The organism is Natronolimnohabitans innermongolicus JCM 12255, from assembly GCF_000337215.1.
Taxonomy (GTDB): Archaea; Halobacteriota; Halobacteria; order Halobacteriales; family Natrialbaceae; genus Natronolimnohabitans; species Natronolimnohabitans innermongolicus.
Genome location: NZ_AOHZ01000084.1, coordinates 131,597 through 152,986, shown reverse-complemented (window position 1 = coordinate 152,986; position 21,390 = coordinate 131,597). Strand labels below are relative to the sequence as shown.

19 protein-coding genes and 2 pseudogenes are annotated in these 21,390 nt (G+C 57.7%); 7 read left to right on the top strand and 14 right to left on the bottom strand.

Annotated elements, in window-relative coordinates; all coding sequences use genetic code 11:
- Positions 1 to 343: 343 nt before the first annotated feature.
- From C493_RS18240 to C493_RS23935, 5 genes are all read right to left on the bottom strand, one after another.
- Positions 344 to 1,546 (bottom strand): DUF5305 domain-containing protein, encoded by a 1,203-nt coding sequence (locus tag C493_RS18240; protein WP_007260967.1) that lies wholly within the window; start codon positions 1,544 to 1,546, stop codon positions 344 to 346.
- A 7-nt stretch (positions 1,547 to 1,553) separates the two neighbouring features.
- Positions 1,554 to 2,672, bottom strand: a complete 1,119-nt coding sequence (locus C493_RS18235) for a signal peptidase I (RefSeq protein WP_241430920.1) — start codon at positions 2,670 to 2,672, stop codon at positions 1,554 to 1,556.
- A gap of 34 nt (positions 2,673 to 2,706) precedes the next feature.
- Entirely contained in the window at positions 2,707 to 3,636 is a 930-nt protein-coding gene (locus C493_RS18230) for a nitrous oxide reductase accessory protein NosL (protein ID WP_161606915.1), read from the bottom strand.
- Between the two features lie 90 nt (positions 3,637 to 3,726).
- Positions 3,727 to 4,257 carry a nitrous oxide reductase accessory protein NosL gene (locus C493_RS24315; RefSeq protein WP_449289432.1) on the bottom strand — a complete coding sequence of 177 codons (531 nt, stop codon included), beginning with the start codon at positions 4,255 to 4,257 and terminating at the stop codon, positions 3,727 to 3,729.
- A gap of 611 nt (positions 4,258 to 4,868) precedes the next feature.
- Complete coding sequence (locus C493_RS23935; protein WP_449289431.1) at positions 4,869 to 5,522, bottom strand: nitrous oxide reductase accessory protein NosL; 654 nt, start codon at positions 5,520 to 5,522, stop codon at positions 4,869 to 4,871.
- Between the two features lie 138 nt (positions 5,523 to 5,660).
- Here C493_RS23935 and C493_RS23930 point away from each other — a divergent pair, with 138 nt between their 5' ends.
- Positions 5,661 to 6,491 carry a hypothetical protein gene (locus tag C493_RS23930; RefSeq protein ID WP_241430918.1) on the top strand — a complete coding sequence of 277 codons (831 nt, stop codon included), beginning with the start codon at positions 5,661 to 5,663 and terminating at the stop codon, positions 6,489 to 6,491.
- 219 nt (positions 6,492 to 6,710) lie between these two features.
- Entirely contained in the window at positions 6,711 to 7,082 is a 372-nt protein-coding gene (locus tag C493_RS18215; protein ID WP_049889475.1) for a hypothetical protein, read from the top strand.
- A gap of 137 nt (positions 7,083 to 7,219) precedes the next feature.
- Here the strand turns inward: C493_RS18215 and C493_RS18210 are convergent, their stop codons facing one another.
- From C493_RS18210 to C493_RS18175, 8 genes and pseudogenes are all read right to left on the bottom strand, one after another.
- Positions 7,220 to 9,163 carry a NosD domain-containing protein gene (locus tag C493_RS18210; RefSeq protein WP_007260961.1) on the bottom strand — a complete coding sequence of 648 codons (1,944 nt, stop codon included), beginning with the start codon at positions 9,161 to 9,163 and terminating at the stop codon, positions 7,220 to 7,222.
- 61 nt (positions 9,164 to 9,224) lie between these two features.
- Positions 9,225 to 9,914, bottom strand: a complete 690-nt coding sequence (locus tag C493_RS18205) for a nitrous oxide reductase accessory protein NosL (protein WP_206537599.1) — start codon at positions 9,912 to 9,914, stop codon at positions 9,225 to 9,227.
- Positions 9,915 to 10,299: 385 nt separating this feature from the next.
- A complete protein-coding gene (locus C493_RS18200; protein WP_007260959.1) occupies positions 10,300 to 11,205 on the bottom strand; it encodes an ABC transporter permease in 906 nt (301 codons plus the stop codon).
- Positions 11,202 to 11,939: an ABC transporter ATP-binding protein gene (locus C493_RS18195; protein WP_007260958.1), complete on the bottom strand. Its 738-nt coding sequence runs from the start codon at positions 11,937 to 11,939 to the stop codon at positions 11,202 to 11,204. Before C493_RS18195 ends, C493_RS18200 begins: the two co-directional genes overlap by 4 nt.
- 1,005 nt (positions 11,940 to 12,944) lie before the next feature.
- Positions 12,945 to 13,175, bottom strand: a pseudogene (locus C493_RS23920) (IS6 family transposase); the annotation flags it as partial.
- A 551-nt stretch (positions 13,176 to 13,726) separates the two neighbouring features.
- Positions 13,727 to 14,263 (bottom strand): hypothetical protein, encoded by a 537-nt coding sequence (locus C493_RS18185; protein WP_007260956.1) that lies wholly within the window; start codon positions 14,261 to 14,263, stop codon positions 13,727 to 13,729.
- The gene (locus C493_RS18180; protein WP_193787912.1) at positions 14,260 to 15,150 is read right to left on the bottom strand and encodes a ParA family protein; all 891 of its coding nucleotides are present in this window, start codon (positions 15,148 to 15,150) and stop codon (positions 14,260 to 14,262) included. Before C493_RS18180 ends, C493_RS18185 begins: the two co-directional genes overlap by 4 nt.
- Positions 15,151 to 16,145: 995 nt before the next feature.
- Entirely contained in the window at positions 16,146 to 16,370 is a 225-nt protein-coding gene (locus tag C493_RS18175) for a hypothetical protein (protein WP_007260954.1), read from the bottom strand.
- Positions 16,371 to 16,738: 368 nt separating this feature from the next.
- On the opposite strand from C493_RS18175, the pseudogene C493_RS18170 reads away from it, so the two are divergent.
- From C493_RS18170 to C493_RS18165, 4 genes and pseudogenes are all read left to right on the top strand, one after another.
- A pseudogene (locus C493_RS18170) lies at positions 16,739 to 17,365 on the top strand (AAA family ATPase); the annotation flags it as partial.
- Between the two features lie 126 nt (positions 17,366 to 17,491).
- Positions 17,492 to 17,656: a hypothetical protein gene (locus C493_RS23155; protein ID WP_161606914.1), complete on the top strand. Its 165-nt coding sequence runs from the start codon at positions 17,492 to 17,494 to the stop codon at positions 17,654 to 17,656.
- On the top strand, positions 17,635 to 17,802 hold the full coding sequence (locus C493_RS23265) for a hypothetical protein (protein ID WP_007260951.1): 168 nt from the start codon (positions 17,635 to 17,637) through the stop codon (positions 17,800 to 17,802). Before C493_RS23155 ends, C493_RS23265 begins: the two co-directional genes overlap by 22 nt.
- A 136-nt stretch (positions 17,803 to 17,938) precedes the next feature.
- Complete coding sequence (locus C493_RS18165; RefSeq protein WP_007260950.1) at positions 17,939 to 18,871, top strand: glycosyltransferase; 933 nt, start codon at positions 17,939 to 17,941, stop codon at positions 18,869 to 18,871.
- A gap of 213 nt (positions 18,872 to 19,084) precedes the next feature.
- Here the strand turns inward: C493_RS18165 and C493_RS18160 are convergent, their stop codons facing one another.
- A complete protein-coding gene (locus C493_RS18160; protein ID WP_007260949.1) occupies positions 19,085 to 19,717 on the bottom strand; it encodes a phosphoribosyltransferase in 633 nt (210 codons plus the stop codon).
- Between the two features lie 138 nt (positions 19,718 to 19,855).
- Here C493_RS18160 and C493_RS18155 point away from each other — a divergent pair, with 138 nt between their 5' ends.
- Positions 19,856 to 21,334 (top strand): AMP phosphorylase, encoded by a 1,479-nt coding sequence (locus C493_RS18155; protein ID WP_007260948.1) that lies wholly within the window; start codon positions 19,856 to 19,858, stop codon positions 21,332 to 21,334.
- The last annotated feature ends 56 nt before the right edge of the window (positions 21,335 to 21,390 follow it).

Here is a 21,390-nt window from a genome sequence, read left to right as displayed (position 1 = left end):
GCACCGCGGAAGACGACCCGTGAGCTGTCCGAGCAGTGCGTGCCTCGTTTCAGTTGGCACTATAGTCATCCGCCTTTAGATAAGCCCAGTAGTAATATCCGGGTTATAATTATGCAGAGAATAGTATCGATAACTGTTATGGGATTCAGCCGTCAGCTGTGCCGATACCGCAACTCGTGATTTGTCCTATGACCACGACCCAGCCGATTCAGTTGCTCTGAACAGCGGTTTTCACCACTTATCGACAGAATTGAACATTCCTGTGGATATTAGTTAAATACAGGTGTTGCTATAGTATCGTAATGCGGTGCCGACGAGGAAAGCGCCCCGCTCCGGTGCCACTCTACGGTTCGTCCATGGTGTCTGTGTCAGATTCGTGTTGGTCCCACTCGACCAACATCGTGTCCGTTTCTGAGTTCGAAACCGCGTCTGAGTCCGAGTTAGATTGGTTCCACGGCTCTTGTGGTGGCTCATACACGTACGTACAGTGTTGATGGTAGACAGTATACCGATTATCGTCTTGTTCCTCGAGTACAGTCGAATTAACGTCAATAGCGAGAGTTGCAAGTTCCTCGAGTGAAAGAACCTCAATAATAACTCGGTCCTCAACCAGTGGTAGATTTGCTCGCACGATCACTGCATCAAACTCCTCGCGGGCGTTACGATAGTCGATCCAGCGGTGTTGGATTTCGGATGGTGGACGACGAATAGTCCACAAGGTGACACCGCAACCGACGACGCCGAGCATAAACAGGAGTGGGCCACCGGCCGTGTAGATCGGCCTTTTTGACTCGGTAGTAGTGACCGTTTCAGTGTCGGTTTCTTTCTCAGTGAACGAGCCGTTATCGTCGAAGCTATACGTTGACTCGTCGACTGAGAGATCGATCCGTTGCTGGCGAGTAGTCGATATCTGCTCGCCCTCGATCGTACCATCGAGTGAAATGGTCGCATCGACGTACGTCTCGGTGTCACCAGGACTCGCATCGAGTTCTTCTTCGATCGCGTCGATTCGCTCTTCAATCCGAGAAACGTTGAGTTCGAACGTGGCAGCGACGGTATTACCAGGTTCGACATCATCTCGCTCAGTACGGTTGAGTGGCTCAGAGACGTCCCAGTAGACGGTCCCGCCGTCGACTGCCCGTGTGACGACCTCGAGATCGATCACGAGTTCGACGTCGGATGCCTGCTCTGCGTCGTACTCAACAGCGACCTTACCGTTGGCAGTCGGAGAGATTGACCTGTAGTAAACAGGTTGATCAGTCACTTCGGCGTTATCATCGTCTCCGTAGACCGTCGTCGGTTCGGCAATGGTCGCACCATGGGAAACAGTGCCAGTCATCGACCATATTTCTGTCGTCCGTTGTTCTGTCGGTTCACTAGAAGCGGCGTACCCCGCATACATCATCCAGCCACCAAGACAGAGAAGACAAACGGCCACCACGACAGCGAGTTTCCGGCGGTCAATGAGGAAAACTCGCGCGCGTAAGATCGTCTCGTTCGTCCACAGTTCGTCAGCATCTCGGTTACTATCGTCACTGTTACTCATAGATGTCTTATCGATTACCCACGTATTCGCGAACGTTCTGCTTTCGAGTTGTTCGAACATTCTGGTAGCCAGCGAAGCGGCGGCCGAATGCGTACACCACACTACCAAGTATGGTGACGATCACGACGAACGGGGCCCACGGATGAATCGCGTATAACGTATCAATCACACCTCGCGGAAGAACCTGGAGATACCGGCGCTCGATGACCGTTCGATCGTAGTGTCCAGTGGCTTTGGGAGCCTCAACTGTAACTCCAACAGCCTCACTATTACGTCCCGAAACGGACACCACATCGCGCGTAATGGAAACACCACCGTCAACGGGTTCGAGATATGTGACGATTGGCGTGAACCCATCGTTAGAGATGTGGTAGGACGTTCGGGCCGTCCCGCCGGGTTCGGTGACGAGTTCGGCGTCCGGTGCCGGATCGGAGCTGACAACCGTAAGCGTCTCCCCGCCCGCTGGAACGAGCATCGCTGCCGACGCGACGACCACGACAAACAGGGCAAGCCCGAGGGCCAGTCTAGAAGGGGCAGCCACAGTGTCGCCAGATCTGTCTCTCTCCGGTGAGGAACGGTCACGGGCCGTCTCGAGCGCGTAGCCGACGAGTGAGAGGACCAGGAGTGCGACCGGGAGCGCCGTCGTTCCACGAAGCTGATCGAGTCCGGTGAGATCGATCAACCACAACTGGGCAGTCTCGGCCACCGCCCCTGCGTTTGTCGCCGCGATTCCCAGTCCGGGAATCGTGAGGATCGTCCCACCGATCTGTGGGGCCGTAGCGAGGACATCGTCCCCCTCGAGTGGCGGATCACCCTGGGCTTGGTCGGTCACAGGATTCGCGTCACCGCGAGTAACGTACCCCTCTTCGGTCTCGTCGACAATACGGTGGGTGACCAGTCCGTCACCGGCAGGTGACTCGTAGACGACGACATCACCTGTGTCGACGTCATTAGTCAATACCGCGGGAACAGCAACGAACCCGTCTCCAGCGCCGATCGTCGGCTCCATGCTTCCAGACGTTACATAGCCGAGCAAAATCGGCTGTCCAAGTAGCTGTCCGATCGCGAGCGAACAGATCACGATCAACACGGCAAACTGGCCGAATCGGCGGAGTGGACTGGTCATCATGCGCAGGGGATCTCAGATCTCGTCACGACAGTCACCGTTGCTGATAATCCGAACGGAACAGTTTTCCGGCCTCGGAATCGGCGAGTTCCTTGAGGAGGACGATGTCGTCCTCGGAGACGTTTCCCATATCGACGTCGTCGGGGACTCCCGCTAAGTCACCCTCGACGTACGCAAGCGCGTCAGCGTACTCTGCGAAGCAGGGTGGGCTCCCGCCCGGCATCGGAGTCGTGAACTTCTGAAAGGTCCGACCGTCGAGGACAAAGTAGCCCTCGCGCATGTCAATAAACTCGTCCCAGCCAGGATGGTCCGCAGAACTCCCGTCGACTGGCTCAAGATCGACATCGGTGAAGTCGGGTGCCCAGATGGTTACCAGCTCGCTCTCCAAAGTACCTCTATGTTTCCCGTCGTACATATAGGAGTCGTGCACGGTCGGTTGCAGCCAGTACTCGACGGCACACCCGATCGAACAGAACTCGATTCGAGTGCCATCTTGGTGGGTTGCCTGAGCAGCCCAGGGCTCGTACATCGCCGTTAGCATATTACAGACCGGACAGGCCTTCTCGCTGTCCGGCTGGTACCACTCGACTGGTGCATCTTGAACGGTGAGCGTACCATGTGTCTCGTCCTCAATCGTCGCCGACGAGACCGTCCACTCATTGTCACCGAGCGAGACACCACCCGTCTCGACGGTGTCGTAGGTTCCGGGAATCGTCACGAAGAGGCGTTCCGTCTCCCCGCCAGTAATCGATACTCTCTCGGTTCGTTCCTCGGCACCAAGCGTGACAGTGATCGCTGTCTCGTGGTCTTCCTTGCCATCATGTCGTATCTCGAGGGAGAACTCGGCGTCGTCACGGACCGTCATTGTCCTCGGAGCCTCGAGCATCGTCACCGTACCCGGCACAGAAATATCAGGAACCTGCTCTTTTCCGTCAACTGGCTCGTCTCCTTGGTCATCCTCCACGAGACACCCGGCCACAGACGTCGCTGCCGCGATTCCAGCGATGGACAGGAGTGCTCTCCGATTCATAAGTACAACACAGTATTTTTGTGGTTAGAACTCATCGTGGTATTTTTCCCGGTATTCGTTTGCGATTTCGTCATCGAACTCATCGATCGTAACAATGTCTCCCACAGAGACGTTGCTCATATCGACGTTCTCAAGTTCGTCCAGTTCCCCGTTGACGTAGGCTTCAGCATCGCGTTCGGTGGCGAACGCTGGCGGGCTGCCACTCATCGGGGTGTCGAATTTATCTCCGGTCTGATAGTCGAGTACGAAGTAGGCGTCGTGTGCGTCGATGAGGTCCGTGCCACTTTCAGTCGGCCGCTCGGTGAAGTCGACGACCCAGACACCCTCGATTTCGGCCTCGGGGAGATCCATGTGGAGTCCGTCGTACTGCTGATAGTCGACGACGTAGCTGACGACACAGCCGGTCGAACAGAACTCGGTTCGCGTCCCGTCGACGTGGGTCACCTGGGCGTGCCANTGATAGTCGACGACGTAGCTGACGACACAGCCGGTCGAACAGAACTCGGTTCGCGTCCCGTCGACGTGGGTCACCTGGGCGTGCCAGCCGTCAAACATCTCAGTCATCATATTACAGACCGGACAGATATTGGCGCTGTCCGGGTCGTACCACTCGATCGCCGCATCCTCGAGTTCAAGTGTCCCTCCAACGTCCTCGGTCTCACCGGCGTAGTCGACCGTCACCGTCCAGTCGGTCCCGTCGAATCGGAAGTCGCCGTGGCGGCCGAACTCAGTGTTGTCCTCCTCGAAGTCGTCGTACACCGTCTGTACTCCGAAGGTGGCCTCTGCCTCGCCATCTTCCGGCACGGTGACCGTCTCTTCATGTGGACCCAGTTGGTCACCCTCGATGTCGAGTGTGACCGCTGCCTCTCCACCACCCTGCCCACCGTCTGCGACCGTTGCAGTGATGTCGAAGGTGTTGTCCGAACCGACGGTAACGCTGTCGGCGGCGTCGACAGACAGTAATTCGACCGTCTCACTGACGGGATCGTGATCGGCTTCGTCGAGACACCCAGATATGGTCGAAACGACGGTAGCAGTACAGCTCGCGATAACCGTTCGCCGGGATAAGTCATCCATGGTATTGCTAACAAAACAATTTCAGGATCGGGACTGTGTCGTGTTGGACACCGTATTTCGTCTGTTTGGTTCACAGTAGCCGACGATAGCTAGCTGTCGAAGTACTGACCCCTGTATTCGTTTGCGATTTCGTCGTCGAATTCGTCGATCGTGACGATATCGTCCTCGGAAACGTTGCTCATGTCGACATCCTCGAGTTCGTCCAGTTCCCCGTTGACGTAGGCTTCGGCATCACTTTTGCTGGCGAACGCTGGCGGACTGCCACTCATCGGGGTGGCGAATTTATTCCCTGTCCCGTAGTCGAGTACGAAATAGGCGTCGTGTGCGTCGATGAGGTCCGTGCCACTGGTGGTCTGTCGCTCGGTGAAGTCGACGACCCAGACGCCTTCGATTTCGGCCTCGGGGAGATCCATGTGGAGCCCGTCGTATTGCTGATAGTCGACGACGTAGCTGACGACACAGCCGGTCGAACAGAACTCGGTTCGCGTCCCGTCGACGTGGGTCACCTGGGCGTGCCANTGATAGTCGACGACGTAGCTGACGACACAGCCGGTCGAACAGAACTCGGTTCGCGTCCCGTCGACGTGGGTCACCTGGGCGTGCCAGCCATCGAACATCTCAGTCATCATATTACAGACCGGACACTTCTTGTCGCCATCTGGACTATACCACTCGATCGCCGCATCCTCGACCTCGAGTGTCCCTCCAACGTCATCGGTCTCACCGGCGTAGTCGATCGTCACCGTCCAGTCAGTCCCGTCGAACCGGAAGTCGCCGTGGCGGCCGAACTCAGTGTTGTCCTCCTCGAGGTCATCGTACACCGTCTGTATCTCGAAGGTGGCATCCGACTCGCCATCTTCCGACACGGTGATCGTCTCCTCGTGCGGATCCAGCTGGTCACCTTCGATGTCGAGTGTAACCGTCGCCTCACCGCCACCGTGACCGGCGTCCTCGACCGTCGCAGTGACATCGAAGGTGGTGTCCGAACCGACTGTGACGCTGTCAGCGGCGTCGACCTTGAGGTGATATCCGTCTTCATCGTCACCCGGTTTTTCATCCTCGTCTTCACCATCGTCACCCTCGTCGGATTCTTCCTCACCGGTACCACTGTCAGCATCCGTGGATTCGGCTACAAACCGAACGGTAGAGATGTCGTCCCCGTCCGTGTCGGAGAGAGCGTCCTCGACGGTATCGTGACCAGTCACATCGACAAGAATCGTGAGTGTTTCGCTATTGTCTCCTGTCGTGTCCTCGAGAGTGATGCCGTTGTCTTCACCCACCACAGAACCGTCGACCCGATAATCGAGCACGGCGTCCGCATCGTCGCCGAGCCACTCTTGGTCCTCAACATAGACGACGACAGACTGTGTCCCCGTGTTCGTCACGCGAAGAAGGTCGTCGAATCGGATCCACTCGTTGTCTCCGACCTCAAACTCGAGCGCAAGGGGATCCTCGGTGACGTACGCCTCAGCATCACCCTCGTATTCGTCGTTAAATTCGACGTGGAGGTCACTATCACCAGCCTGGATCGAAACCCCGTGCGCAGTTCCGGTCGCACTGAACGCGCCGGTACCAAACAACAACCCGGCTCCTGCGGCGGTCGAACCAAAGATGAATTTTCGGCGTTGCATACTAGTTTCCTCCGTCTACGTGGCCACACGCTCCCAGAATGGGCTGTGGACTCGACTGGTACGTGTCCTGTTCCGACATAGTGCAGTCAAATATACTGACTGTGTTATCTAACAACTTTTGGTTCGTTCGTAGAATGTGCTAGTACAATTGTGAAAAGGGAACGCTCAGATTTCGACTAATAGACCAGAATAGCTTTATTATGGTACCATCGACATATTATTCATGATATTTGTCTCTACTAAACCCGTTCGAGGACAGACCATCGATCGAACACAACTGAAGGCAGTAGGGTGATACTGATGAAGCTGAGCCGCCGTCGACTGTTTGCAAGCCTCGCTGGACTCGCCTCGCTTGCCGCCGTCATCGAAACCGACGGAGCCTCGAGGATCGGCGTCGGTCACACAGCTGCTATCGACACAGCCGACAGCAAATCCGTCCTCTCGCTCAGTTTCGAAGAATCGAGTAACACACTCACCATTGACTCCACTCTCAAGGGTGGAAAAGTAATGAAATTCAACACCGAGAGAATAACAGTCAGGCCGGATCCGAGCGATAAAACGATACCTGTGACTGTCGCTGTCAAAGCAGATGGACACGACGAAGACACCATCACCGTTCGTGTTGAAAAAGAGGATATCCGGGTGGAAACCGAACACCCCCTTGTCCTATAGTAGCCACTGATAGTCACTGCACACCTGATCGGCAGACAGCGTTGCGATCAGTGTGTAACATCAGGTCACAGAATAGCGTCGTGATCAGTATATAACTCGTTACAGTGAAACTGGACTATAGAGCGGCAGACACTCCATCAGGAGGTCGACGCACCGCACACGTACTCGGCCGGTTCGAGGCCTGCCGCCGCAAGGAGATCAGGATTTGCCGGTTCACAGCGTGGAGCCGTATCGACAACGCTCGCGTCGCGCATCCCCGAGACGGTACCCTCGAACGCAGCCAGTTCATCGAACTGGGGTGCGTGTGCGAGTGCGGGTGTGCCACCGACTCGGTGGAGTCGGCTATCAATGGTATCCGTCGCCGAGTAGGGCCGATCGAACACCACCACCTCGCCGTCATCGGCTGTTCGATCAGTTACATCACCGACCGCACCGTGCCAGTAGTTACCCACACCGTCGTGCGTCCAAATGCGTAAGGTTCCCTGACGTGCCTGCGTGTGAAGGTCGTTATCTACGAAGTCGTTCGCTAGGACCCGATTAGCCGGCAGAAAGTGGCTCGCACGCATCCCGATTTCGTTTCTCACGAGAACGTTATGTTCGTAGATGGAATTTCCGGCTTCCGTTGTCATCCCGAGGTCGGTATCCACAACAACGTTTCGTGCGACGTACGAGTTCCAACCCTCGGTTCGAATTCCAGTGGGACTGTCACGGACATCGTTCCCGACGACCGCGTTCTGGTGAGGGTTGGTCATGACATGGATCCCCGTCGCCTCAGCGTCTCTGACGACGTTATCAGCGATGACCGACTCCCCAGTATACATAAAATGGACTCCGATCCGGTTGCCCTCGAGAGTGTTGTTCCGGAAGACCACTCCATGTGAGCGGTGGGTATAGATACCGTCACGGCCATCGCGGAATGTCGACTCTTCGATCACGCTGTCACCGGACCGCATCGACATAACGCCCATGTAAGCATCTCCCCACTCATCGCCACCCTTGACCGAGACGTTTCGAACGACCGTCTCAGGACTATCACGGAGCATGACGCCGTTAGAAGGTGTCTCGATCGAGACATCCTCGACCAGAACGCGCGGTGCGTCGTCAACGTAGACACCGGCGTCACCGCCCGCGTACGCCATCTCGAGGACGGCGTCGCCATCTTCGGTCCCGTTCTCGGTAACAGACGCTTGCTCCTCGGGACTGGTCGAGTTACCCACATCCGTAATCTCGAAATTCCGAACGGCAGCATCCGGAGAACGAATCGTCATGACGGTACTCTCACCGTCACCTCGAATCGACACATCCCCCTCTCCTTGGAGGGTAACAGGTCGGTCGACCTCGATCAGTTCATCGTAGGTTCCCTCGGGAACGAGAACTGTCGCATTCGTCGGCGTGCGGGAAATCGCCTCCTGTATCGTCTCGTTTTCGCCGACAACTGTCTCTACAGGTCGGTCTGCGACTGTACGGCGCTGTTCGACGAGGCGGTCCGCATCGGCCTGGCGCTCGTCAACTCGCTTACCGACAGCTGCAGCGTCATCGAGGTCGAACTCGTACTCGAGGAGGGTATCCCAAGACACCACAGAGCCGCCGTAGTCCGCCGTGTACGTTTCGGCATCGTCGCGACTCGAGAACGGAACGACCGTCTCGCCGTCGGGCGTCCGGGCGTCGCTGTCAACGACGAACCAGGCTAATTCGGCATCGGTCCAGGTAACTTCACCATCGGGGCGTGGATAGCCCTCGTCGGACAATTCGAGGTCGGTTCCACTGTAATCAGTCACGTACACCGCGAGTGGGTAGCCAAATCGCTGTTCGTGGCCCTCCTGACGCTGTGCATTGACGAACCACTCGGCACCGTGATAGCCGACGACGTAGCGATACTGTGAGTAAAATACCTGCGTCCGGGGCAGGTCGACGTCCGGGTCAGAGATCTCGTCGTCGAAAGAGACACCCATTAGCACGGTGTCGTTGAACTCAACTGGGCCAGGAGAGTCCGCATCGACCTCGAGGGTGAAGACACCCACACCTACGAGGACGCCGACAGTAAGTAAAATCGCGATCAGGGCGAGAGTTACGTTTCGCATGGTTCGTATTTCTCCGTAGTTGTTGGGATGACGTGTCGTTGCATGGTCGATACCTGTGTGATCACACGAATCCCAGACTCTCGATCAGTTCCCTGTCAATCGAATCGTGGTCGTAGAGATCACCACCGTACTCTTCGGCGAATGACTCGGCGTCTCCAGTGTCGGAAAAACCGATCACAGACTGGCCCATAGCACCTAATGCCTCACTGTCGACAACGAATGTGAGGTCTCGCGCATCCGTGTGGACATCTTCCTCGAAATGTGCCGTAATATAGTATTCATTACCATCCTCGTAGACCTCCCAGTCAACTTTCGAGTAATCCGTTAGATAGATCACTCGAGGCTCATCACCGCGCTCCTCGTATTCGAAGTAATAGTTGTAGGCACATGTACTCGCACAGTACGGAACGACGCCATCTTGAATGTCTGGCTCGGGGAGTTCCGAATCGTCGGGGTAAAAGGCATGTCCTGCCGGTCCAGGATGGTTGACGATCACCATGTTACAGACTGGACAACTATGGTCGTCTTCAATTGCGATTGGGTCTGGAAGCCTTTCCTCGTCGTCAGCAAGGCAGCCAGCGAGGGCGCCACCACTCGCTGCGCCAACAACCAGAAAGAACGACCGCCGAGTCGATTTTGACCACACCATGTGTCTCGTTTCTAATCTATCTGCAGTATTTATTCTGGTATAGTAGACGAAACCAACGATGAGAGCGACAGGTTGGTGTAGTAACATCTCGGGCTGTTTCACGTCGATCGCACAACTATCGTTCGGTCGAGTGGAAACCGATGGTGAGTGGCAACTGTAGGCAGCGGCGAGTACAAACGTTCACCGCGTAACTGTCGATTTATCATTCAACCAGACACCATGGTCTCACGGATGTGCGTCAGGACTTTGATATTAATCAAAGGATTCTCAATCTGTTGGGTGTACTCAGCAATAAGACTCGACACAGTACCCGGAATAGGCCTATACCATGAGCCCAAGGAAGTAGTCGGCGAAAACCAACCTGCAATATTCTGTATTCCGATCTATGCGTACTTTAGGACGGACGGATACGGAGACAGTACCCACGGCCCGAGCGGGTTCCACCCTCCGTCTACTTATATGTCGACTTCCAAATATAGACGATATGTCAGGAACGCCTGACACTCCAAGTAGCGACCGCAAGGGACGAAATCCCCCAGACGAAGAGGGAGAGAATACTCGTGACCGGCGCTGCGGTCTGTGGTCCGGTTCCCGCAGCGACGATGACAACACTCTCGAGGACCAGTCCCCGAAATGCACTGATCGGACTAATCGCGATTATCTGCAACAAGGCCGAATCGGAGACGAAACCAGTCGACAGCCCGTAGACCAACAGAAGGTCGAGACCAACAAGCAAGACGATAAGTGCGACAACAGCGAGCGCCAAGGCACTCCGTGCGGCACTTGCAACCGCTGAGATCGCGATCGCAACCGCGAGGACAACCAGCGCGAGCAGGAGTGCGAGGACAATCAACCGGACGAACAAGATCGGCGAATCGACGCCGCTGTGGGTCGCGTATATCGAAGACCCGTCAGTATCACTCAGTCCAACCGCAGCGCCAACGATTGAAAGCGGTACCAGCACAGTAACAACAAGGCCAGCGGCCCGCCCGAGGTAGACACCCAAAACGATCTGCCAGGCGTTGACCGGGTAGGTCTCGAGGACATCTAATTCACCACGGCGTTCGTCACCGAGGACGGCCCGGTAACCGAAGGCGATAGCGATGACCGGGACGAGCAACTCGAGGGGAGTAAGCATGTCGACGGTCGTCGGGACGTATCCCGCATCCAGACCGCCACTGACCCAGGCAACACCGAGTAAGACGGCGGTAAGCGTAAGTCCGAATAGGAGGAACGTACGGGTTCGGACGACGGTCCGAACCTCACGAGCGACGATCATCTGCAAGAGACGGACTGCACTGGGAGTCTGTTTAGTATCAATAGCGACAGTAACGTTAGCGTCTGCTGTCGCGCCGGTAGCCATCCCGTCATCCGCTTCGGTTTTCTCACTCATGCTGTATCGCCTTGGACACGAACAGTACCGGCCTCGGCTGCTGTCGACGCTTCAAAAACCTCGAATAGCGAGTCAGCCTCGAGTCGCTGACAAACCTCCGTAGGCGCCCCGGCCTCGTTGACCCGGCTTTCATCAACCAAAGTGATTCTATCGGCGTGGCGTTCAACAAGCGCGAGGTCGTGTGAACTCAACATGACCGCAGCGCCAGTCTCGGTGATTGACTCAACGACAGTGTAAACGTTGCGCGTCATTCCTGGGTCTAGACCGCTTCCTGGCTCGTCCAAGACTACAACCGGGGGCTCGCCAATCGTCGCCTGGGCGATGCCGACCAAGCGTGTCATTCCTCCTGGAAGGTCATCGACATTCCGGTCGGCAGCGTCCGCAAGACCGACACGTCGGAGGTGTGCTAAGGTGTCAACCTCGTCGCCACCGACGGGTGACGCGTAAAACGAAAGGATCTCACAAACTGTAAACCCCGAACAAAACGCTGGGTGTTGGGGAAGGTAGCCAATCTGTCGGACAGCATCGGGTCCGTTGTAGTTGATCGTACCACCGGTCGGCTCGAAAAGCCCGGTTAGGATGCCGATTAACGTCGACTTCCCGGCCCCGTTAGGGACGATCAGCGCGACCACCTCACCCGGCTGGCTCGATAGTGAAACATCCTCGAGGAGCGAGACGTCCCGGTAGGAATGGTCGACGTGCTTTGCGTTGAGTATCGGTGATTGTTCTGTCATGATTTCGTGTTCATCTCGCAGTTCGTCACTTCGACAACTCGGGAACACACCATGTGTGCGTAGGTCAGGAGCCGCCGGTTTACACGACGATGTGCTGTCAATGATGGTGCCGGCCTATGCACCTGCTCACACCAGCACCGGAGTTCTTACCGCAATTCGATAGCTCCGCCTCAATTGTCCGTGTCGTGTCTGTAGATATCGGCATCGGTATCACCGTCACGCCTCCGACCACTGCTGATGCCGACGACGCGAAACCAGCGATACCACTACAGGCCGCGCTGATCGTGGTTACGGTATCGTTCTTGCCACCGGTCGTCACGACGGCGAGTCGGGACGACGAGAGGTTCAGTCGCACATGAATTACAAGGATTTGTACAGGAATATATCATCTGGTTTGCGTATCGAAAAACAACTGATGTGTGTTATTGTATGCCAGTGCTAGCATGATATAGTTTAACACCCCCGGCAATTTTTACCAAAGCTATTACTATTAGGCAACTGTATGATATAGTAGTGTGTAATCTGTTCAATTCACTCCCAAAGGTCGCTTGACTGCCAACCCACGAGCTGTGGAAGCGATCGGTCCACATTTTGAGCGTGTGAAACCACTTCTCGAAGTGTCTAGATCGGTATAGTCGGGATAGCTTCCCATTCCTAATCAAGAGAGAGAGAGAGAGAGAAAGTCAGATAATCATCACTACCGACGGGAACTCGGACTCGGAAAGACCAGATTTGTCGGCAGTAATATTCAGAAACACAGTATCTAGACCAGTGGCTCGCCATCTAAAGGGTATGATATTAAGGAAGTGTTTGTAACAAATGGTATTGTATTAAATAGGCACACTCGAGCGCCGTTGATTCTGCAAGGAATTTCACCAACCGCGACCAGCGACGGCTGCGACGTCCGCAGAACGCGTCGCGTTCTGGTATCGAGGCAAATTTTCGATTCAACGACCATTGGAGCGCAAAACGCTCCAAGTGGCCGCAAGAGAGCGTAGTTCTCGTGGACGTCAGCGGGTCTGGAACGCTGTCAGCCAGCCGAGGTATCCAGTCCAAATTGATTGATGGGAGCGTTTAACACCGAGTGAGCGAAGAATCACTCATATCGCGAAGCAAGCAACCGGTCGCGTAAAACCGGACGGTGAACGCCCTATCGGCCGCCACCGTCCGCTCTCGCTCCCAACATTCATCAAATTCCGCCGCGTAGCACTCGCTGAGCAAGTCTGTGAACACCATCCCAAACTAACTCCACGACCTGCTCGCTTCTCAAACTGGCCTAACTAGACACTATCCAACGACCACACCAATCACTCAACCGATAGGTCTCAGCTGAGTGCTCAGTTGAGGTGCTAAACTATAGTAGCCAGTGAAACGGTTTACACACCGATCGCGACGCTGTCCTGCGATCGGGTGTGCACTGACTTTCACTGGCTACTATAGACAGTACCAGGTGTTCAAACGCCGTAGATTTGATGAGTTGTCAGCATAACCTGTGACAGGGGAATACCATGTTGGGGATCGATTGTCGAGAACATGGTAGTGGTGTGGTCGCCGACCTACGAGGCTCGAGTCGAACTTCCAGAATCGACTCGCCGCCTCAGTTTAGGGCTGCCTGACTCCGACACGCGAAAGAAACAGCCGCTCGGCGAAGCCAAATCTCACGAACATATTCGCGTGGTCGATCACTCGAGTCGGGAGAGCACCCGCTCCGTCGCGGTATCGGCGCCGAGAACGGCATGTTGCCGAGTTCGATTTCCGAGACTCACCGAACGAATTCGGATCCGGCGTTACTGCTTGCCGGATTGCCGGCGCTCCTCGAGGACGAGTTCAGCGATGCGTTCGGGTTCTTCGTTCGCGAGGCGAAGCACCGCGTCGTGGATCTCGCGGGTCTCCTCGTCGAGGACCGACGCCTCGGCTAGGTTCGGCACGATCGTCGTCCGGATCGCGTTCTCGAACTGGTTGACCGTCTCCTCGCGCGCGTAGAACGGTTTCTGCTGGACGTCGCTGTATTCGAACGCCGGTCCGGATTCCGCCGGATCCGACTCCCCGGACGCGACGTCGCGCTCGTCCGGACGGGCATCGGGTTCCTCGTCGATCGAACTCGAGTCGCTATCCGATGGCGAACCGGCAGTTTCCGGTTCCAGGTCCGAGTCTGGACCTGGAGCCGTGGTCGGTTCCGGCTCAGCGTCCGATGCGTTCTCATCCGCGTCGACGGGGGTCGGTTCCAATTCAGGTTCCGCTTCACCGTCGTCATCCGCCGATTCGGTCGCTTCGGGATCCTCCTCGAGTCCGTCTTCTTTGAGATCGTCGAACGGATTGCTCATCGCTCGATCCCTCCGGCCGCGACGATCTCGGCGAGTTCCTCGTAACAGGCGATCTGATCGTTCTCCGGATCGTAATCCTGGAGCGGCTGCTCATGCTGGAGCGAGCGCGACAGCGCCGACCGGTGACGAATTCCCGGCTTGGGAGGGCGCCGCTCGCCCGTGTCGATCGCGTCGAACTCCTCGCCGGTGATCCGGGCGAACTCCGGAACCGCCTCCTGGAGGGGTTGGCCTGGGTTGACCTCGTAGGTCGCGGTGTTCAGGTTCTCGAGGAGTTCGCGGTCTTCGGTCTGCTGGTCGATCCGGTCGCCGAGTTTGTTCGGGACGACCGCGAGTACGTCGACGTCGATGTACTCCCGAGCCGGTTCGATGAGTCGCTCCATGGTTCGCTTGTAGCCACCGATCGCGCTCGAGCCAGGTTCGATCGGGATCATGACGTTACCCGTCGCGACGAGCGCGTTGTTGTTGAGCATCCCCGGGTACGCCGGGCAGTCGAAGACGACGTAGTCGTACTCGTCGCCGAGCAGCGGGTCGACGATCTTCGACTTGATCCGGGCCGAGCCCTGCATCGCGCCCGCGAGATCCTTTTCGACGTCCTCGAGAGTGTTCGAAGACGGTAGTAGATCGAACTCGTGATCGGTCGGTCGAATCAGATCGTGGGGCGTCGCGTCGCCCTCGAGGATAACGTCGCCCAAGTTGATGTCACCCTGGTACGCCTCCTCGAAACCGAGGCCATTGGTCGCGTGGCCGTTCGGATCGAGGTCCGCGTACAGCGTCTCGCCGTGCTCGGCGAGCTGGCGCGCGAGATTCATCGAGGTCGTTGATTTGCCGACACCGCCTTTCAGGATGACCACGCTGACAGCGCGTGGGTCGGTCGTTGATGTACTCATTGGTGGATGGGAATTTCGAGAGGAGTGCAGTAGGCACCTATTGTCACGATTACTTTGATGTCAGCCGTTGGTGACTGCATGCGATCCAATCATCTTAATTCTACCTACTGTAGACAAAATAGGTTGGGTAGCTGCAATAGGTAGAACAGGTATTCTAAGACAGGCACCTATTGTCCGTGGTCGTCGCGATTGCAGATGAGGATCAGCGCGAGAAAAGAAGTCTCGTTCACGATCAAAGAGTGAAACTGGCGCCGTGGCATACGTCTACAGCAATTCTGATAGGAGCAAGTTAACCACGATCTGCAAAAGGTAGCTATTCGCAGAGAGAAACAGCAGCACACTAACCCAAGGAACCTACTTCACCTATTGAATCTATTTACAGAGTTCTACCTACTGTACCTAGCCATCAAGAAGCAACTACTGGCGAATCACAACACTGACTGACTCACTCAGACCAGTTCAACAACCTATTGTAACTATTTTTCAATAGGTGCTGTTTCACCAGTAGCTACACAAGTCAGTTCAGGGATCAAACCATCAGCACCTATTGCAGCTACTTTGCAAAAGGGACCTATTCAGCAATGAGTACTCGTACTAATGCAGCTATCGGGCCAGCCCTACATATTGTGCCTGAGGTGACTATTAATATTGGCTCCCGGAAACAAGACGCGTCGATAGCGTTCAAAAACTAGGTAGCGGTCGACAGACGACAGAACTCGTACACGCAACCGACCGCGACTGGTTCCCTCTCAGCAATCCGCTGTACTCTGCGTACGTTTGAACGGCGATCACTCGGTGAGAAGAATAGGCACCTACTGCTGAGATTGTGACTGTTCATTCAATGCTTGAATAGGTACCTATTAATAGAGGGGCGAGTACTCGTGGATCCCACTTGAAAAGTACTACCAAAGACGAACGCAAGGCTCAGGCTCTCTCTTCAATAATCCAGAAGTAGAACCAAGATGCACTACGCTCGTGTCTTGGTCGAAACCTAATCAGTAACACTCTCCGTGAAACTGCTGGCGAAACGCCTGATAGTCTGCTCCAAACTGTCGACGATCGTTCCTCGAGAGGTCGATACCGTTCTCAGCTAGCAGATGAACCATCCGCTCGGTGTCACATCCGTACCACATCGCGAGCAGACGGACGTTCTTTTGCGCGTAATCGTAATTGCGCTCGAGTACCTGCGGATCCAGCGGATCGACTTCGAGCGAACACATGTAGGACCAGTATGGTATCCAGTATCGTAAAACATTGCATTGGATTGAACGGTCTGGACAGAATTGCGGACACTCACGAGATGGAACACTACGTTCAGCATCGATGAGAACTGAGAGACAAATTCGATGCGCGACTCGTAGCACAATGCATGAGTCATTAACACGATAATCAGTACCCAGCGTATGACCGCCTACAATCGGCGCAGCGAACTCGAGGCTCTGGAGATAGCAGACGACGCCGACGGTCACGATTGCTATAGTAATCAGTGAAAGCCAATGTACACCCAATCGCAGGACGGCGTCGCGATCGGTGTGTGAATTGTTTCACACTACTATAGGTCGTCTACAGACGGCGCCGAGTCAGAAAGATCGAACTGCTCACGGAGTTCTGTCGCGGTCGGCCACACGTCTACTTCCTCGCAGCCAAAGAGGCCAGACACCGACAGCGAGAAAAGTTCGTCGAACAAATCTCCGACCACTTCGGCGACAAGATACCCCGCGTCGACGGCTGGGACGGCGCTTTCGACTACCTCGGGGAGAAACTCGCCGACGAAAAACGGATCGTCGTCATCGACGAGTTTCCCTACCCCGTCGAAGCGAACGATTCGATCCCGTCGTACGTCCAGTCGTTCGTCGACGAACAACTTCGATCGACCGACTCGATGCTCGTCCTCTGTGGATCGAGTATCAACACTATGGGGTCGGAGGTACTGGTTCACAAGAGTCCGCTGTACGGACGGCAGACGGGACAGATCGATCTCCAACCGTTTTCGTTCCGGCAGGCACGAGAGGCCATCGACTACGACATCGCCGACGCGATTCGGTCCTATTCGATCACCGGCGGAACGCCGATGTCCCTGACCCTGTTCGAGTACGAGCGGGCGCTCACCGAAAACGCCACGACCGAGGTGCTCGTACCGACGGCGGTTCTCTACAACGAACCGGAGTTTCTGCTCCGAACCGAACTCCGAAACCCCGCCCGCTACATGAGTATCCGGCTCGTCGATGCGGCTGTAGTCCACGAAGCCCTCTCCGTCGCTGTTCTCTCCGTAAGCATCACGCGGTTTCGTGAACAGCCCCGTCGCGATCATCGTGTGATGTGAGAAGCCTGCTTCCTCGAGATGGAAGAACAGTTCCTTGCCGAAGGCAGGAGCCCAGCCGAGTTGTTTCTGCTCGACGATCGAATCGCTCCAGCCACGATGGTCGGCGCCGAGGAATTGGTATGGTTGGCCGTCGACGGCGAAGTCGCTGGGTTGGGCGACTTTTGTTTCGGCGCCGTCCGCTGACTGGATGCCCGATCAACGATACGATCGTCGACCTGAGCTTCAACGCCGTCGGCGCGGTGATCGTGACCCTGTGGGGGACGGCCTATCTCACGGACGTTTCCGACTCGCTATCCGAGCGGTTCGATCAGTGGTACGAAACCGAGTGAGACGGAGTGGCGTATCGACGCTCGGCGCGACCGCCGCCCGTTCCCCGGTCGCGTTGGCACGCCAGTACAGGGATCCGTATCAGATTCTGACACGTACCCCCAATCGTTAGCCCGACAGCCGGTGTACGGCGGGTCGATGGCGAGTATAATCTTGCCGACGTTCGAGTGGACGCGGTCGTGCGAGCAACTGGCTCGCCAACTCGAGTCCGAGGACGAACTGCTGGTCGTCTGTGACCACGAAGACGATCCGGTGGCAAGCACGGAGCTTCCCGAGAACGCCGACCTGCTCGTCGCCGGCGAGCCGGAGGGCTGCTCGGGGAAGGCAAACGCTGTTGCCCTCGCGCTCGAGCACGCCTCCCAGGATCGGATCGTCCTGACCGACGACGACGTCGAGCGCGACGACGACTGGCTGGCGACGATCAAACGTCTCGGCGAAGAACACGGGACGGTGACCGCAATTCCGCTGTTTCTCAGCGAGGAATACCCGTTCAAACTGCTCGAGCCGCTGTGTATCGTCGTCGCTTCGTTCGTCGTCGACCGCACGAACTGGGTCACCTGGGGCGGCGGCGTGACGTTCGACCGCCGCGAGATCGACCTCGAGGGCTACGTCGCCGACCTTCGGCGGACGGTCTCGGACGACGCCCTGCTGGCCGAGTACACGGACGAGGTCGTTGCCTCCCGGGAACTCGTCAACGAGGTGCGCGTCCCCGGAGGTCCCCGGGTCACCTACGAGCGGATCACGCGGTTTGTCACGATTTTCTATCGGTTCGCGCCGCGACGGACACTCGCGATCCTGGGGCTGTTCCTGGCGGTCGCAGCGGCCGGTATCGTCGCCCCGTTGCTCGTCGCTTTCAGCGTCACCTACATTGCACGCGATCAGTACCGCTCGCTCGGCGTCGATCGGCGAACGTGGGCGTTTGCTGTTCCGTCACTGCTTCTCGCTCCGCTTTTCGCCCTCGCGGGAATCGCACGTCCGACGTTCGTCTGGGGTGGTCGACGCTACCTGTGGCACGACACGTTCGACGTAACTGTACTGGAGGAAGGCTCCACCGCTACCGACGAGGACTGATACAGGTTGCTGTTCCTGTTTACCGGTGGGACCGTCCTCCGTCGTGATCCCACCGCCACCGATGGATAGCAGACCGTCCAGCGCAGACCGTCCGAACGGCGACCGATCTCGTCGCGGCCCTCCGCTGACCCTCCAGCCGACTCCGGGCGGTCTCGTCGCGACACCGACGGATCGGAATCGGTTGCCGATCCCGGATCGGGTAGGTGGGGCTCGTCACCCCTCGAGGTACCCCATCGCTTCTTCGTCCGAAACTTGTGTGAAATTTCGGTAGAACTGGCCGACACCATGGAAACCGGCTGGCGTCTCGAGACAGACGACCTCGTCGACCTGCTCCTCGAGGTCCGCGATCGTGTCCGGCGGACCGACCGGGACCGCGAGGACGACCCGGTCGGCGTCCGAAGCCTCGAGACGCGAGAGGCAGGCTCTGGCGGTTGAGCCCGTCGCGACGCCGTCGTCCACGACGACCACTGTCTTGCCCGCGAGGTCGGGCGGGGACCCCCCGCTCCGGTAGCGTTCGGCCTTCTTCCGGGCGGCTTCGGCCTCAGTCTCGCGTTGCTCCTGGAAGTACTCCTCGTCGGCGGCGGCGCCGCGAAACGCCTGCTCGTTTCGCCAGACGCTACCGTCGCTCGCGACCGCACCGATCGCGTACTCCGGATTTCCGGGTGCGCCGATCTTCTTCGCGACGACGACGTCGAGCGGCGCCTCGAGCGCGTCGGCGACGGCGCGCCCGAGCGGCAGTCCGCCCCGGGGAATCGCGAGGGCGAGATCCGCGTCGATCCCCCGCTCGCGGAGTTCCTCGCCGAGCTGTTCGCCCGCGTCCGTTCGGTCGGCAAATGTACGAGCCATCCGTTCGAGGGTATCCACTCGACGAGAGGTCATATAACAGGTAGGCCCGGCGAAGAGACCGCTACCCGGCTCCGTTCGATACTCTCGAGGCCGCCCGGTCGGTCGCTTTTTGTCCCCACGGTGACTCTCGGCGAACGAATGCAACTCGAGGCCACCTCGATCGACATCGGCACCAGTCGGCCGCTGGTCCTGCTGAACACGATCGACGCGGAGGAACTGGGGGCGCATCCGCTCGATCGCGTCCTGCTCTCGTGGGCGGGGGAGACGATGACCGGAATCGTCAAGCGGACCGACGAACTCGTCGAGCCGGGTACCGTCGGTGTGACCGAACCCCTTCACCACGTACACGGTGCCGTCGGGGTCACGCTCGCGGGGACGCCGCCGTCGGTCCGGTGCGTTCGGAAGAAACTGGACGACGTCGAACTCGAGAGGGCGGAACTCGAGCGGATCGTCCGGGATATCCACGAACACCGGCTCTCGGACGTCGAGTTGAGTGCGTTCGTTTCTGCGGTCTACACGAACGGCCTCTCGCTGGCCGAGACGAAACACCTGACGGAGGCGATGGGCGACATCGGCCAGCGACTACAATGGGATCGGCCGGTCGTCGCGGACAAACACTCGATCGGGGGTGTGGCGGGCAACTGCGTGACGCCGATCATGGTCGCGATCGTCACCGCGGCCGGCGTGACGATGCCCAAGACCTCCTCGCGGGCGGTGACCTCTCCGGCCGGAACCGCGGACGTGATGGAGGTCCTCAGTAACGTCGAGTTCTCGATCGCGGAGATCGAGCGTATCGTCGAGGAAACCAACGGCTGTCTCGTCTGGGGTGGCGGCGTCGACCTCTCACCCGTCGACGACGAGATCATCCGCGCGGAGAACCCCTTGTCGATCGATCCCGATGGACTGCTGATGGCCTCGGTGCTCTCGAAGAAACAGAGCGCCGGCTCGAGTCACGTCGTGATCGACATCCCCTACGGCGAGGGGGCGAAAGTCGAAAGTCTGGTCGCTGCCCGCGGACTCGCGGACGACTTCAGGCGCGTCGGCGACTACCTCGAGATGGACGTCAGCTGTGCGATCACCCACGGGACCGATCCGATCGGCCGCGGCGTCGGGCCCGTCCTCGAGGCACGTGACGTTCTCGCCGTGCTCGAGGGGGACGGCCCCGAGTCGCTCCGGCTGAAGTCGTTGCGGCTCGCCGAGATGCTGCTCGAGCACTGTGACGTCGACGCCGCCGCGACCGAGATCCTCGAGTCGGGCCGCGCACTCGAGCAGTTCCGATCGATCGTCGCCGCTCAGGGCGGCGATCCGGACGTCGAGTCGACGGACCTCGAACCCGGCGAGGAGTCGACGACCGTCCGGGTGGATCGGGCCGGAGTTACGAGTCGCGTCGACAACAGGACACTCTCCGATCTCGCACGGCGTGCGGGCGCGCCGCGTGACAGTGGGGCCGGACTGGTCGTCCACCGAACGGTCGGCGACGAGGTCGAGCCCGGCGATCGGCTGTACACGATCCACGCCGAGACCGAGTCCAAACTCGAGGAAGCAGTGTCGTTCGCCGAAGGCCTCGAGCCGGTCCGCGTCCGAAGCAAGGCCGACGCACTGGTCGAGCGTCGGTAGCGATCGAGATCCGCAGTAGCGGTCAGGACTCGGAGCATCCACCTGGCATCAAGACG